This window comes from Arcobacter sp. AHV-9/2010, assembly GCF_004116575.1.
GTDB lineage: Bacteria > Campylobacterota > Campylobacteria > Campylobacterales > Arcobacteraceae > Aliarcobacter > Aliarcobacter skirrowii.
In genome coordinates, this window is the sequence record NZ_PDKH01000003.1 from 33,890 (window position 1) to 47,765 (window position 13,876).

12 protein-coding genes and 8 tRNA genes are annotated in these 13,876 nt (G+C 28.9%); 12 read left to right on the forward strand and 8 right to left on the reverse strand.

The window, feature by feature from the left end:
• Positions 1-3 precede the first annotated feature (3 nt).
• The 8 genes from CRU94_RS05750 to ileS all read right to left on the reverse strand — a co-directional run bounded on the left by CRU94_RS05750 (position 4) and on the right by ileS (position 8,598).
• Positions 4-831, reverse strand: a complete 828-nt coding sequence (locus CRU94_RS05750) for a hypothetical protein (protein WP_129105851.1) — start codon at positions 829-831, stop codon at positions 4-6.
• Positions 828-1,511 carry an ABC transporter ATP-binding protein gene (locus CRU94_RS05755; protein ID WP_129105852.1) on the reverse strand — a complete coding sequence of 228 codons (684 nt, stop codon included), beginning with the start codon at positions 1,509-1,511 and terminating at the stop codon, positions 828-830. The genes CRU94_RS05750 and CRU94_RS05755 overlap by 4 nt, the downstream gene beginning before the upstream one ends.
• Before the next feature lie 38 nt (positions 1,512-1,549).
• Positions 1,550-2,596 (reverse strand): translation elongation factor Ts, encoded by a 1,047-nt coding sequence (gene tsf, locus CRU94_RS05760; RefSeq protein ID WP_129105853.1) that lies wholly within the window; start codon positions 2,594-2,596, stop codon positions 1,550-1,552.
• Positions 2,596-3,387, reverse strand: a complete 792-nt coding sequence (gene rpsB / locus CRU94_RS05765) for a 30S ribosomal protein S2 (RefSeq protein WP_129105854.1) — start codon at positions 3,385-3,387, stop codon at positions 2,596-2,598. The genes tsf and rpsB overlap by 1 nt, the downstream gene beginning before the upstream one ends.
• 222 nt (positions 3,388-3,609) lie before the next feature.
• A complete protein-coding gene (locus CRU94_RS05770) occupies positions 3,610-4,896 on the reverse strand; it encodes a UDP-N-acetylmuramoyl-L-alanyl-D-glutamate--2,6-diaminopimelate ligase (RefSeq protein WP_129105855.1) in 1,287 nt (428 codons plus the stop codon).
• Positions 4,874-5,470, reverse strand: coding sequence for a hypothetical protein (locus CRU94_RS05775; RefSeq protein WP_129105856.1), 597 nt, complete (start codon positions 5,468-5,470; stop codon positions 4,874-4,876). Before CRU94_RS05775 ends, CRU94_RS05770 begins: the two co-directional genes overlap by 23 nt.
• 7 nt (positions 5,471-5,477) lie before the next feature.
• Positions 5,478-5,753 (reverse strand): NifU family protein, encoded by a 276-nt coding sequence (locus CRU94_RS05780; RefSeq protein WP_129105857.1) that lies wholly within the window; start codon positions 5,751-5,753, stop codon positions 5,478-5,480.
• Between the two features lie 115 nt (positions 5,754-5,868).
• A complete protein-coding gene (gene ileS, locus CRU94_RS05785) occupies positions 5,869-8,598 on the reverse strand; it encodes an isoleucine--tRNA ligase (RefSeq protein ID WP_129105858.1) in 2,730 nt (909 codons plus the stop codon).
• 187 nt (positions 8,599-8,785) lie between these two features.
• On the opposite strand from ileS, the gene CRU94_RS05790 reads away from it, so the two are divergent.
• From CRU94_RS05790 to CRU94_RS05845, 12 genes are all read left to right on the forward strand, one after another.
• On the forward strand, positions 8,786-10,144 hold the full coding sequence (locus CRU94_RS05790; protein ID WP_129105859.1) for an FAD-dependent oxidoreductase: 1,359 nt from the start codon (positions 8,786-8,788) through the stop codon (positions 10,142-10,144).
• A gap of 44 nt (positions 10,145-10,188) precedes the next feature.
• A complete protein-coding gene (locus CRU94_RS05795) occupies positions 10,189-10,692 on the forward strand; it encodes a CinA family protein (protein WP_129105860.1) in 504 nt (167 codons plus the stop codon).
• Positions 10,693-10,751: 59 nt separating this feature from the next.
• Positions 10,752-10,827 (forward strand) — tRNA-Lys (locus CRU94_RS05800).
• A 19-nt stretch (positions 10,828-10,846) separates the two neighbouring features.
• A tRNA-Glu gene (locus CRU94_RS05805) sits at positions 10,847-10,921 on the forward strand.
• A gap of 17 nt (positions 10,922-10,938) precedes the next feature.
• A tRNA-Val gene (locus tag CRU94_RS05810) sits at positions 10,939-11,014 on the forward strand.
• A 13-nt stretch (positions 11,015-11,027) separates the two neighbouring features.
• A tRNA-Asp gene (locus CRU94_RS05815) sits at positions 11,028-11,104 on the forward strand.
• A 15-nt stretch (positions 11,105-11,119) separates the two neighbouring features.
• Positions 11,120-11,195 (forward strand) — tRNA-Lys (locus CRU94_RS05820).
• 19 nt (positions 11,196-11,214) lie between these two features.
• Positions 11,215-11,289, forward strand: a tRNA-Glu gene (locus CRU94_RS05825).
• Between the two features lie 27 nt (positions 11,290-11,316).
• Positions 11,317-11,392: transfer RNA gene (locus CRU94_RS05830), tRNA-Val, on the forward strand.
• Between the two features lie 13 nt (positions 11,393-11,405).
• Positions 11,406-11,482, forward strand: a tRNA-Asp gene (locus CRU94_RS05835).
• Between the two features lie 64 nt (positions 11,483-11,546).
• A complete protein-coding gene (locus CRU94_RS05840) occupies positions 11,547-13,130 on the forward strand; it encodes a sensor histidine kinase (RefSeq protein WP_129105861.1) in 1,584 nt (527 codons plus the stop codon).
• A complete protein-coding gene (locus tag CRU94_RS05845) occupies positions 13,111-13,773 on the forward strand; it encodes a response regulator transcription factor (RefSeq protein WP_129105862.1) in 663 nt (220 codons plus the stop codon). The genes CRU94_RS05840 and CRU94_RS05845 overlap by 20 nt, the downstream gene beginning before the upstream one ends.
• The last annotated feature ends 103 nt before the right edge of the window (positions 13,774-13,876 follow it).

Here is a 13,876-nt window from a genome sequence, read left to right on the forward strand (position 1 = left end):
AAATTACTCTCCTTTTAGCGAAATTTTAAGATTTATAACTTCATTTCTAGCTAATCTATCTATTATATTTTGATTTAATTTAAGTAAAAGTGGTTTTAATTCATCCATTTTAAATCTATTTAAAACTAAAGTATAATCCTCTTTTTCTAAATCAAATTCATAATCTTTTACTTCATCAAGTGCATCATCAATAATATCAGTGATATCTTTCCAATCTCTCTCTTCTAATGTTTGTATATTCTCACTTTTATCATCTAAAAAACTATTTATCTTTTTTAACTCATTTTTATCTAAAACTCCACCTTGTCTAATAGAGTTTAAAGATACAATACTCTCATCATCTAAATCATTTTTTCTAAAAAAACCATCATCAAAATCATCTTCTATTAAAGTTTCAAAAAAATCTTCAGCTAAATCACTCTCTTTTTCTTGTATCTCATTAAAACTTTGAGAATCTTCAATATAGTTGTCTTTAACTAAACTATCTTTAAATGTATCAAAATTGTGACCATTTTCAATCTCATCTTTTAAAATCTTTATCTGCTCTTTTAATATAGCTTCAAGTTTTGTTGGTAAAAAAGGTCTAGGAACTACAAAGTCGCTTGGAAGATCATAACTTAGCTCTTCAGAGTTAATAGCTGCAAGTTTTTTTGTAAATTTTTTTAACTTTAAAAAATCACTTCCAATAAAGGGTTGATCTACAACAATAAAGTCAAATCTACCTTGAACTTTTGTGTTTTTTTCAATATTTAAATCAATCCCTAATCTTTTACAAACTAAGTTAAATATATGCTCTATTATTGCTGTATTACAAATTAGAAGCAATTTCATTTTAAAATCTCCTTCAAGCTTAAATCCTCCAACTTAAAAACTCTATCACACTTGAAAGCTAAATCATCTTCATGAGTAACCAAAACAAGTGCTGCATTATTATTTTTTATATATTCAAAAAGTGTATTCATAACTATATTTGCAGTTTTTTTATCTAAATTTCCTGTTGGTTCATCTGCAAAAATAATCTTTGGTTTTTTCATTAGAATTCTAGCAATCGACAATCTTTGTTGTTGTCCACCACTCAGCTCTCCAACGCCTTGGTTTAAAACATGAGTTATCTCTAACTGCTCTAAGAGTCTATTATCAATCTTCTCTTTACTTAATAGTGTTGCTATTTGTAGATTTTCAATTGCACTAAAGCCTCTAAATAAATAGTGTGCTTGAAAAACTATTCCAAAATCCTCTCTTCTTATTTTTAAAAGCTTATCTTGCTTTAAAGAGTATATATCTTTATTTTTAAAAACAACAGTTCCAGATGTTGGCTTTAAAAGTGAAGATAATATATTTAAAAGAGTTGATTTTCCACTACCACTACTTCCAATAATTGCTATTGACTCTTTCTCTTTTATCTCTAAACTAATATTTTTAAAAAGTGGGTAATCAAAATTGTGTTCAATATTTGAAGCTTTTAGAAGTAAAGAGGAGTGGAGTGTTTTATTAGATTTTTTTTCACTCACAACTCTCTCCTTTATTTTAAATAGTTAAAAACTACTTACTATTTTCCCATTTGTTTTGCAACTTCAGCTGCGAAATCTTCTTCTTTTTTCTCGATTCCTTCACCAAGTTCAAATCTTACATAAGCTGTAATTTTAATTGATGGATCAACTTCTGCAATTGCTTGTTCAACTGTTTGTTTATCATTCATTACATAAGCTTGAGATAAAAGTGCAAATCTTCCATCTAATTGAGTATTATCAGTGATATATCTCTCAATTTTTCCAGGGATAATATTTGCCCAAATTTTTTCAGGTTTTCCTTGTTCTTTTAATTCAGCTTCAAAAGCAGCTTTTGCATTTGCAATTGCTTCATCTGTTAATTGAGATCTTGAAACAAAATCAGGAATATTTTTTAATGGTTTTCCTAATCTTACTAACTCTTCGTTTTCAGCTTCAATCTCAGCTCTAATAGCTCTATTTTCAGACTCAACAAAAGCTTTGTCTAAATCTTTGTATGAAATAACAGTTGGTTTCATAGCACTTGCATGCATTGCAATATTTCTTAATAGTGCTGTTGCTTTATCTTTAACACCAGCATCACAAGAAGCAGCTAAAACAACACCTGTTCTTCCTGTTACATGAACATAACCATTTACAACTTGTCCTTCAACACTCTCTAATTTTCTAGCAACTAAGTTTTCACCAATTGTTGCAATTTTTTCAGCTAAAAATGTTGAAAACTCTTGTCCATTTATTGTTGAGCTATTTAAAGTTTGCGCATCTTTAATTCCGTTATTTAATGCATGAGATGTAATCTCTTTTGTAAGATTTACAAAGTTCTCATTTTTTGCAACGAAGTCTGTTTGTGCATTAAGCTCTAAAATTACAGCTTTTGTATTGTCACTATTAATTTCAATAGCAACTAAACCTTCAGCAGCAACATTTCCAGCTTTTTTAGCAGCTTTTCCAAGACCAGCTTCTCTTAAAGCTTGAACAGCTTTATCTAAATCTCCACCAGTCTCATTTAAAGCATTTTTGCAATCCATCATACCAGCACCAGTTAGCTCTCTTAACTCTTTAATTAATTGTGGTGTAACTGCTGCCATTATGCTTCCTCACCTTCTGTAATTTCATTTTCACCTTCTGCTATTGCTTCAGCTAATACTTCATCTTGCTCTTCTTTTGAAATTGGTTCAATAACATCTGCACCATTTTCAGCTAAAACAGCTTTTCCTTCATTCATAGCTGCTGCCATTTCGTTACAGAATAAATGAATTGATCTAATAGCATCATCATTTCCTGGAATTGGTAAATCAACAACATCTGGATCACAGTTTGTGTCAAGTGGTGCAATAACAGTAATTCCTAATCTTCTAGCTTCAGCAATTGCAATTTTCTCTTTAACAGCATCAAGAACAAACATCATATCTGGAAGTTTGTGCATCTCTTTAATTCCACCAAGATAAAGCTCTAATTTCTCCTCTTTTCTTGAAAGCATTAAAGCTTCTTTTTTAGTTAAAAGGTCAAGTTGTCCCTCTTCTCTCATTTTTTTAATAATTTCTAATTTTCTAATTGATTTTTTAATTGTTCCAAAGTTTGTAAGCATTCCACCTAACCATCTGTGGTTTACATATGGCATTCCACAAGATTCAGCAGCTTTTTTAATAGTTTCACTAGCTTGTTTTTTAGTACCAACAAAGATCATTGTTTGACCTTCAGCAGCTCTATCTCTTACAACATTATATGTATATCTGAAGTATCTTAATGTTTTTTGTAAATCTATAATATAGATATTTTTTCTAACACCAAAAATAAACTTTTTCATTTTTGGATTCCATCTTCTTGTTTGGTGTCCGAAGTGTACACCACACTCTAATAGGTCTTTCATTGTAACCATGTTAATTCTCCTTGAATTATGTCTGTTTTTATTTTTTTCTAGGGTTTAGCCTCTGTATCCCTTAATGCTAGTTTTTAAGCCAACACAACCCGAGCAAGGATTGATACATGTGAGGTACTAATTTTCAAATCATTTGATTTAAAAAATAGAAATGCGATTATACCTAAAGTTTATTAAGATTTGTTTAATTTTTAAAAGAGAGAGTTTGAGATAAATTTGGAATTAGAGTCTAGCTTCTAAAATCTTTAAAATCTCTTCTTTATCAGAAAAAACAGATTTCTCATCTTTTATTATCTGTGTTGCTTCATCACCTTTGCCAAGAACCAATAAAACGCTATTTTCATTTATAAGTTTAATTGCTTTTTTCAAAGCCTCTTTTCTATTCTCTTCTACAATAACATTTGATTTATCATCTATTCCAACTAAAATATCTTCTACTATTTTTTTAGGATCTTCAAATCTTGGATTATCACTTGTTACAATAATGTATTTAGAGTATTTAGAAGCAACTTCTCCCATAAGTGGTCTTTTTAAAGCATCTCTATTTCCACCTGCTCCAAATAGACAAATTATCTCTTTATTTGGAAAACTCTTTAAAACTTCATCCATACCATCTGGAGTGTGAGCAAAATCTACAATTATAAATGGTTTTTGAGATACTATCTCCATTCTTCCACTAACACTTTGGAAATTTTCAACTGCCTTACAAATATCAACTAAAGGCTTTTTTGTAGTTATAAAAACAGCAGCTATTGAAGCCATTAGATTATAGATATTAAAAATACCCATCATTTTTGTATTAAAACTATATTTTTTATCTTCATTTATAAATTCAACACTCATTTTATTTTCAATAGTTTTATTTACAACTTGAAAATTAGAACTATTTTTTAAAGAGTAAGTATAAGCATTTTTTGAGTTATATTTCAAAACTTTATCATCTACATTTACTAATTTTTGACTCTCATCACTTAAAAAAGAGTTTTTTACATCTATATACTCTTCAATAGTTTTGTGATAATCAAGATGATCTCTAGTTATATTTGTATGGATTTTTAAAGCAAAATCTAAACCTTCGACTCTATTTTGAGAGATTGCATGAGAGCTTACTTCCATTACAAAAAATTGACACGAAGATTGTATTGCTTTTTGAATATTTACAAAATTTCCAAGCTGAACTGGAGTTGTAAGTGAATAATCTTCAACTTGATTTTCGTTTATAAAAAATCCTCTAGTTCCTTGAAGAGCCACTTTATAACCCAAATTTAAAAGAGTTTTATATATTAAAGTAGCTGTTGTTGTCTTTCCATTTGTCCCAGTAATTCCAACTATTTTAATAGAACTCATATCTAAATAGTTTTTTAAATCTTTTGACTCTATTATTTCAAAACCACCATTTATGGCAATATCTTTAAATTTTTCATTATTTTTTGATAATACAAAAATTGAATCTTTTTCTAGTTCATTTGTATTATCCGTAAAGATTTTATTGTTTATGATTAGCTTCATTACTCTTCTCTTCCAATCTTTTATAAAGTTTTACTATCTCTTTATCGTGAATAAAATATTCATTAAAACCCTCAAGATAGTTATATGCCATATTGCTAAAACCATTATCTATAAGTTTTGTAACAAAATCATAAAAATCATCTTTTGATTCAATTGCTACTTTTGTAGAGAACATAATATCTTCAAAAGCAACTTTAAATGAACCTCTTTGTTCAATTAACTTTTTAAAATCGCTATAATTTATAGCATCAAGCTGATTTACAGTTGTCAAATTTAGCTCTTTTAAAAGCATCATCATCTTATCAACATCTCCATCATAAGCTTTTATAACGCCTTTTACATAATCTATTGCTTCTTGTAAATCATCATCTTTTAATATTGAAAAATAGTCAAACAAAGCTATTGCTTTTGAAGCGTCTTCCAAAGCAATATCACAAAAAAGTGCATATATTTTGTATTCATCTTTTTGTGGAAAATTATCTACCAATAAAGAGTACAAAAAAAGTGCTTTTTCAAACCTTCTTTGAGCAAAAAGCGAATGCGCATCATTTAATACTCTATTTTCGTTTATCATGTAGTTTTTAATCCTCTAAATAGTCAGTTTTTCCTATTGGAACATTAATTATTTTTAAATCTGGATGTATTGCACTTTTAAGCTCTTTTTCAACAACATATTTTAGTGTACTTCCACTTGCACTACATCCAACACAAGCACCTTGCAACTGAATATAAACTTTTGCATTTTTTATTGCTAAAAGTTCAATTGCACCACCATCTCGCGCTAACATAGGAGATATTTTTTTACTTATTATATTTTCTACAGGATCAAGTAAATCCTCATCACTAAATGGAAACATATTTATTTACCTTTTTTTTCATATTTTTTTACAAAAAATACTCCAACAGCAGTTACTACTAATATAACTGCTATTGTTTGAAATATAAATGTAAGAGTAACTTCATTTTCAAACATTATTTAATCACTTCTTCACATCTAGAACATAACTCATCTTCTTTTGTTGAAGTAAATTTCCAACATCTAGGACACTTGTGTCCACTTGCTTTATATAGTTTAAACTGGCTATCTTCAACTTTGAAACTTCCTAATAGCTCACTGCTTGAAGTCTCATTTGATAAGCCACTTACCAAAAACCAATCACTTGATTCAACTTTGTCTAAAGATAAAAACTCTTTATTATCTGTAACTATCTCTAACTCTAAAGTAGATTTTATAATTTTCTCTTTACTTAAAGCATCTTTTATTTCAGAGAACTTCTCTTTTGCTTCTACAAACAACTCATCTTTTATAGAAGATTTTACATCTGGAAGATTATATTTTTCAAAATCAAAAATATCTTTTGCATCACCTTTTATAATTTTTGGTGCAAATTCTAGTAACTCATCCATAGTATAAGTTAAGATACAAGCCAAAGTTCCTATTAATTTTTTAGTAATCATAGCCATAGCTGTTTGAGATGCACTTCTATGAATATCATTTTTATCATCACAATACAATCTATCTTTACAAACATCAAGATAAATTCCTGATAAATCTACAACTAAAAAGTTATTTAGCTTGTTTAAGCCTTTTGAAAACTCATAGATTTTAAAACTAGACTCTATCTCATCAAAAACTCTTTTTGCTTTTTCCAAAATCCATTTATCAAGCTCTCCTAGTTGTTCAACTTCAACTAAACTCTCAAGCCCATCTATATTTGCTAGTAAAAATCTTGCTGTATTTCTAATTTTTCTATAAAGCTCACCATTTTGTTTTAAAATATTATCAGAGATTTTTAAATCACTTTGATAATCACTCATAGCAACCCAAAGTCTTAAAATTTCACTTCCATACTCTTTTAAAACTTTATCAGGAGCTACAACATTTCCTTTTGATTTACTCATTTTTTCACCTTTTTCATCAACAGTAAATCCATGAGTTAATATTGATTTATATGGTGCAACTTCACTACTTGCAAGTGTTGTAAGAAGTGATGATTGGAACCAACCTCTGTGTTGGTCGCTTCCTTCAAGATACATATCAGCTGGGAATGTTCCAGCATCGTAGTTTCCACTTCTTAAAACAGCATTTTGTGTACTTCCACTATCAAACCAAACATCTAAAATATCTAAAGTTTTTTCTAAATCATCGGGATTTAGTCCACTTCCTGGATATAGAAGTTGAGAAATCTCCATATCATACCAAGCATCACAGCCATGTATTTCAAAAATCATAGCTGTAAAGTTTAAAACCTTCTCATCAAAGATTATCTCATCAGTTTTTTTATTCCTAAAAAATGCTATTGGAACTCCCCAATCTCTTTGTCTACTAATACACCAATCAGGTCTTCCATCAAGCATCGCTTTTAATCTATTTCTTCCCCAATCTGGATAGAATTTTAGATTTTCTACAACTTCCATAGCATTTTGTCTTAGAGTTTTATTCTTTTGCCCATATTCATCATCAATAGAGATAAACCACTGTTTTGTAGCTCTAAAAATAATTGGAGTATGTGTTCTCCAACAGTGTGGATATGAGTGTCTTATATCAACTCTTTTTAGTAATGCACTTCCTAACTCTTCAAGTATTAAATCATTTGCTTTAAATACATTTAATCCTAAATATTTTTCAGCATTTCTAAAAAGCTTTTCTCTTACAATTGTTTCATCATATTTTCCATAAGCATCAACTGGCATAATTACTTCAATACCGTATTTAAGTGATACTTTATAGTCATCCTCACCATGTCCTGGTGCTGTATGAACAGCTCCAGTTCCAGCACTCATTTCAACATGCTCTCCAAAAATAATTCTTGAGTCTCTACCATTTAATGGATTTATAGCTTTTGTATTCTCTAATTTTAATACATCTATTGTTTCAACAATAGCTCCTTTTATAACCTCTTGCTCAATTAAAGAGTTATATAGTTTTTTTGCCACTACAAATTTATCACTTGTAAGCACATACTCTTCATCTTTATTTAAAGCAATTGCTTGATTTGCAGGAAGTGTCCAAGGTGTTGTTGTCCAAATAATAATACTAGCATCTAAATCTTGATGTTTAAATGCCACATAAATTGAAGGAGATGTTTTATCTTCATACTCAACTTCAGCTTCAGCTAAAGCTGTTTGAGCAGCCCAAGACCAATAGACAGGTTTACTTCTTTGAACTAGTAATCCTTGTTTTGCAATAGCACATAACTCTCTATAAATATTTGCTTCAAATTTAAAATCCATTGTTAAATATGGATTTTCCCAATCAGCAATAACTCCCAAAGCTTTAAACTCATCTTTTTGAATATCAACAAATTTTGTTGCATGATCTCTACAAAGTTGTCTTAGTTTTGATTTTGGAAGTATTTTTTTCTTCTCACTTCCAATTTTTTCTTCAACTTTTTGCTCAATCGGCAATCCATGACAATCCCAACCTGGAGTATATCGTATAGATTTTCCATCAAAATAGTGAAACTTATTTATAATATCTTTTAGAATTTTATTTAAGGCATGTCCTATATGAATATTTCCGTTTGCATAAGGAGGTCCATCGTGAAGTGTAAATGATGGACACCCCACTCTATTTTGTTTCATTCTTTCATAAACTTTTTTATCATCCCATTGTTTATATTTAATAGGTTCATTTAAAGGAAGATTCCCTCTCATTGGAAAATCTGTTTTTGGTAGTAGTAAACTCTCTTTATAATCCATCATAACACCTTATATTTATCTGTTTAGCTTATTATTTAAATCGCTGATTATATCTAAAAGAGTTTTAATTTACTTTAATTAACAAAATAGTTAATTTTCAAATTTTAAATATTTCATTTATCTAAAATCAAAACTTTATATGATAAAATCTTTGCCAAATTTTGACATTAAAAATATAGGATATAAAATGAGTGCAAAACATTATGAAGTAATCGTTGTTGGTGGTGGAATTTCAGGAGCTGCTATGTTCTTTGAACTTGCTAAATATTCAGATGTAAAAAATATCTGTCTTTTAGAGAAATATGAAGATTTAGCAACTTTAAATTCAAAAGGTACAAGTAATTCTCAAACAATACATGTTGGTGATATTGAAACAAACTATACATTTGAAAAAGCAAAAATTACAAAAAGAACTGCAAAAATGATTGAAAAGTTCTGTTTGGCATATAATTTACAAGATAAAATTATGTTTAAACATCAAAAAATGGCTTTAGGAGTTGGTGAAAAAGAGGTTAAATTCATAACTGATAGATATAACCAATTTAAAGAGATTTTCCCTTATTTAGAGTTATGGGATAAAGAGGTTTTAAGAGAAAAAGAGCCATTACTTGTTTATGCGGATAAAGAGAGAACTAAAGATAGACCTGAACCTATTATTGCTATGGGTACAAATGATCAATACACAACTGTTGATTATGGTGAGATGACTAAAGAGTTAGTTAAAGCTGCAAAAGAGGCTGATAGTTCAAAAATTACTGATGTATTCTTTAACTCAGAAGTTGATGAGATAGAAAAAATTGACAAAATGTTTAAAGTAACAACTACTAAAGGTGATGTTTACACTGCTGATTTCGTTGTTGTAAATGCTGGAGCACATTCACTTTATCTAGCTCATAAAATGGGACATGGGAAACATATGGGATCACTATCTATGGCTGGTTCATTTTATATTACAAATGGAACATATTTAAATGGTAAAGTTTATATGGTACAAAATGACAAACTTCCATTTGCTGCACTTCATGGAGATCCTGATATTTTATGTGAAGGTAAAACAAGATTTGGACCAACAGCTCTTGCACTTTTAGTTTTAGAAAGATATAAAGGTGGAAAATCATTCTTCCAATGTTTAAAAACTTTAAACTTTGATGGAAGTATTATGAAAATATTCTGGGATCTATTAAAAGATTCAGATATTAGAAACTATGTATTTAAAAACTTCTTATTTGAAATTCCAGGAATAAATAAAAAACTTTTCGTGAAAGATGCACAAAAAATTGTTCCATCTTTAAGTGTAGATGATATCGAATATGCAAAAGGTTTTGGAGGAGTTAGACCACAAGTTTTAAATAAAACAGAGAAAAAACTTATGCTAGGAGAAGCTTCTATTACTGAAGAAGAAGGAATTATATTTAATATGACACCATCTCCAGGTGCAACTTCTTGTTTTGGAAATGCAGAAAGAGATATTAAAATTGTTACAAAACATCTTGGAAAAACATTCTACGAAGATAAATTCCTAGCTGATTTTACAGATGATAAATAATAATTAGAAAAAGGCTTTTGCCTTTTTCTTTATAAAGGATTTTTATGTCAAAAAAATTCTCTAAAAAAGATATGATAACTCTACAAAATCTACTAAGAGAAAATCATCTTACAATTACAACTGCAGAGTCTTGTACTGGTGGATTAGTTGCTAGTATGATTACTAAAATTTCTGGATCAAGTGATATTTTTAATGGAAGCATTGTTACATACTCAAATAAGATAAAAAATCAAGAACTTGGAGTTTTAAATTCAACACTAGAAGAGTTTGGAGCAGTTAGCAAAGAGGTAGTATCTGAAATGCTAACTGGAGTTATAAAAAAATTTGATGCATCTTATGCTATTGCAATATCTGGAGTTGCAGGACCAACTGGTGGAACAAAAAACAAACCTGTTGGAATGGTAGTAGTTGGAATTTCAAATAGTTTTGGAGTTAAAAAAATTAAGATTTTTAACTTTAAAGGCGATAGAGAAGAGATTCAAAAAAAAGCAGCAATTACTTCTTTAAAAGAAATTTTAAAATTTATTAAAAAAACTCTTGACAATTAATTTAATTTGCACTATAATTCCAGTCCATTTTGAGTTTAGGAACTTAAAATTATAAAAATGACTTGTTAGCTCAGCAGGTAGAGCATCTCACTTTTAATGAGGAGGCCGATGGTTCGAATCCATCACAGGTCACCATTTTTATTTTGTATATCTTGGCCCCTTCATCTAACGGTTAGGATTCATGGTTTTCATCCATGCCACAGGGGTTCGAATCCCCTAGGGGTCACCAAGGTCAAATATACAAAAGGTCGATTAGCTCAGTTGGTAGAGCGCTACCCTTACAAGGTAGATGTCATAAGTTCGAGTCTTATATCGACCACCATTTCTTAAAAGGTGCGGCCATAGTTTAGTTGGTTAGAATGCCTGCCTGTCACGCAGGAGGTCGCGAGTTCGAGTCTCGTTGGCCGCGCCATTTTTCTTATTTTATGACTTGTTAGCTCAGCAGGTAGAGCATCTCACTTTTAATGAGGAGGCCGATGGTTCGAATCCATCACAGGTCACCATTTTTATTTTGTATATCTTGGCCCCTTCATCTAACGGTTAGGATTCATGGTTTTCATCCATGCCACAGGGGTTCGAATCCCCTAGGGGTCACCAAGGTCAAATATACAAATCCCCCTCTTTGGTCGATTAGCTCAGTTGGTAGAGCGCTACCCTTACAAGGTAGATGTCATAAGTTCGAGTCTTATATCGACCACCATTTCTTAAAAGGTGCGGCCATAGTTTAGTTGGTTAGAATGCCTGCCTGTCACGCAGGAGGTCGCGAGTTCGAGTCTCGTTGGCCGCGCCATTTTAATTTATCTTTTTATCAATAAAATATAGCTACTATTACAACTTATTTTTAAAGGTAGCAAATGTTAAAAGCAAAATCTCTTTATCATCTAATTGTTTACAGTATTTTTTTTATTGTTTTACTTATTGCATTTTTTACTTTTATTATAATAAATAATGCACATGATGAACTTCAAGAAAAAATTAGCACTCTAAAGGAGGACTATTCAAATAGTCAAAAAGAGATTTTAAAAAGTCATATAAAAAACAGTTTAAAATTTATAGAGTTTTACTATGAAGAGAATAAAAAGTTAAAATCAAAAGATGAGATTAAAAAAGAGATTATATATATTTTAAATAGAATTAATTTAAATGAAAATCCAAATGAGTATATATTTATTTATGATTTTAATGGTGTTTTAGTAGATAACTCAACAGATAAATCAAATATTGGTAAAAATTTCTTAAATTTTACAGATAGTAATAAAAAAGAGGTAGTCAAAGATCTAATAGAAACATCTAAAAATAGAGATGGTGGATTTGTAAACTACTTTTGGACAAAACCTGAAATTACCAAAGAGAGAAATAAAATATCTTATGTTATATCTTATGAACCATTTTCTTGGAGTATTGGAAAGGGTGTCTATCTTGATGAGATTGATAAGCTAATTAAGCAAAAAGAGCAAGAGTACAACAAAAAAATCTCAAACTATACTTTACAGATTGTATCTCTAACAATTTTATTAATTTTATACTCAATATTTATATATAAAAATGCAACTATTTTAATTGTAAAAGATGTTACTGAAATAGGAAAATATTTTAAAGAGGCTCAGGAAAAAAATGAACCTATAAATCAAAGTAGATTCATATTTGGGGAGTTTAAAGTTATTGCTAATTTTGCATTTGATGCAATAAGCAATATAAAACTAAAAACAAATATCCTAGAAGGCTTAAATAAAAACCTAGAAGAAAAAGTTGAAGAAAAAACAAAAGAGCTATCAGAACTTGTTGAGAGTCAAAAGAAATTTATAAAAAACTCTGTTCATGAGATAAATACACCTTTATCAATTATTAGAACAAATATAGATCTTCTTAAGATGAAAGTTGAAAATAATAGCTATATTACAAATATTGAAGCTGGAAGTAAAATAATTCAATATATTTATGATGATTTATCATATTTAATTAAAAAAGATAGAGTTATTTATGAAAAAGAGTACCTTAATTTTAGTGAAATTTTAGAGAATAGATTAACTTTTTTTGAAGAGATTGTAAAATCAAATAGCTTATATTTTATAAAAAACATTGAAGAGGATGTTTACATAAAATTTAACTCTATTGAGCTTCAAAGAGTGATTGATAATAATTTATCAAATGCTGTTAAATACTCTTTTGCAAGATCTCCAATATATATTAAGTTATTTTATGTAGATGATGAAGAGGTTGAATTTTCAATTGCAACATCTTCTAAAAAAATAGATTATATTGATAGGATTTTTGAAGACTTTTATAGAGAGAACCAAGCAAGAGGTGGCTTTGGGCTTGGCTTAAAAATAGTAAAAGAGATTTGTGATAAGAATTTAGTTATAATCAAAGTTCTATCAGATACAAAAGATACAAAATTTATATATAGGTTTAAACTAAATGAAAATACTACTACTTGAAGATGAATTGATGCTAAACAACACAATAACTGAATATCTAAAAAATATTGGTCATATGGTTGATAGCTATTTTGATGGACAAGATGTTTTGGATAATATTGAAAATAGGTATGATTTACTAATCCTTGATGTAAATGTTCCTACAAAAGATGGATTTATGATTTTAGATGAGTTAAATAGTAAAAAGATCCATATTCCAACAATTTTCATTTCAGCTCAAATTGATATAGAAGATATCACAAAAGCTTATAGTTTAGGAGCTAGAGAGTATCTTAAAAAACCTTTTCATCTTGAAGAGTTAGGAATTAAGATAAACCTAATTTTAAAAAAAGAGCAAATAGATACAAGCCATATCAAATTTTCAGAGAACTACTCTTACTCAAAAGATAAGCAAACTCTTTATTTTAATGGTGAACCTCAAAATCTTACAAAAAAACAGTTAGAGATAATCCATATTTTAGCATTAAATATAAATATGATTGTAGATTTTGAACACTTTAGAATTGATGTTTGGGATAGTGAAAATATTGATAATCCAACAATAAGAGCTGAAATTTCAAGATTAAAAAAGAGTTTAAAAGAGGATTTTATAAAAAATATAAGAGGTTTGGGATACAAGATAGATAGATACTACTCTATTTAATAAGTTTCCTATTTTGCTACGCTTTTGCTATATATTTTAAATACAATAAAGTTTAATTTTTAAGAAATTTAATATTAAATTTTATATATTTTTTAGGAACTCT

Excerpts from the sequence above, each read along its gene's own strand:
- CRU94_RS05750 (WP_129105851.1), bottom strand. The coding sequence starts at position 831 with ATGAAATTGCTTCTAATTTGTAATACAGCAATAATAGAGCATATATTT.
- tsf (WP_129105853.1), bottom strand. The coding sequence starts at position 2,596 with ATGGCAGCAGTTACACCACAATTAATTAAAGAGTTAAGAGAGCTAACT.
- rpsB (WP_129105854.1), bottom strand. The coding sequence starts at position 3,387 with ATGGTTACAATGAAAGACCTATTAGAGTGTGGTGTACACTTCGGACAC.
- CRU94_RS05770 (WP_129105855.1), bottom strand. The coding sequence starts at position 4,896 with ATGAAGCTAATCATAAACAATAAAATCTTTACGGATAATACAAATGAA.
- CRU94_RS05775 (WP_129105856.1), bottom strand. The coding sequence starts at position 5,470 with ATGATAAACGAAAATAGAGTATTAAATGATGCGCATTCGCTTTTTGCT.
- CRU94_RS05780 (WP_129105857.1), bottom strand. The coding sequence starts at position 5,753 with ATGTTTCCATTTAGTGATGAGGATTTACTTGATCCTGTAGAAAATATA.
- ileS (WP_129105858.1), bottom strand. The coding sequence starts at position 8,598 with ATGGATTATAAAGAGAGTTTACTACTACCAAAAACAGATTTTCCAATG.
- CRU94_RS05790 (WP_129105859.1), top strand. The coding sequence starts at position 8,786 with ATGAGTGCAAAACATTATGAAGTAATCGTTGTTGGTGGTGGAATTTCA.
- CRU94_RS05795 (WP_129105860.1), top strand. The coding sequence starts at position 10,189 with ATGTCAAAAAAATTCTCTAAAAAAGATATGATAACTCTACAAAATCTA.
- CRU94_RS05840 (WP_129105861.1), top strand. The coding sequence starts at position 11,547 with ATGTTAAAAGCAAAATCTCTTTATCATCTAATTGTTTACAGTATTTTT.
- CRU94_RS05845 (WP_129105862.1), top strand. The coding sequence starts at position 13,111 with ATGAAAATACTACTACTTGAAGATGAATTGATGCTAAACAACACAATA.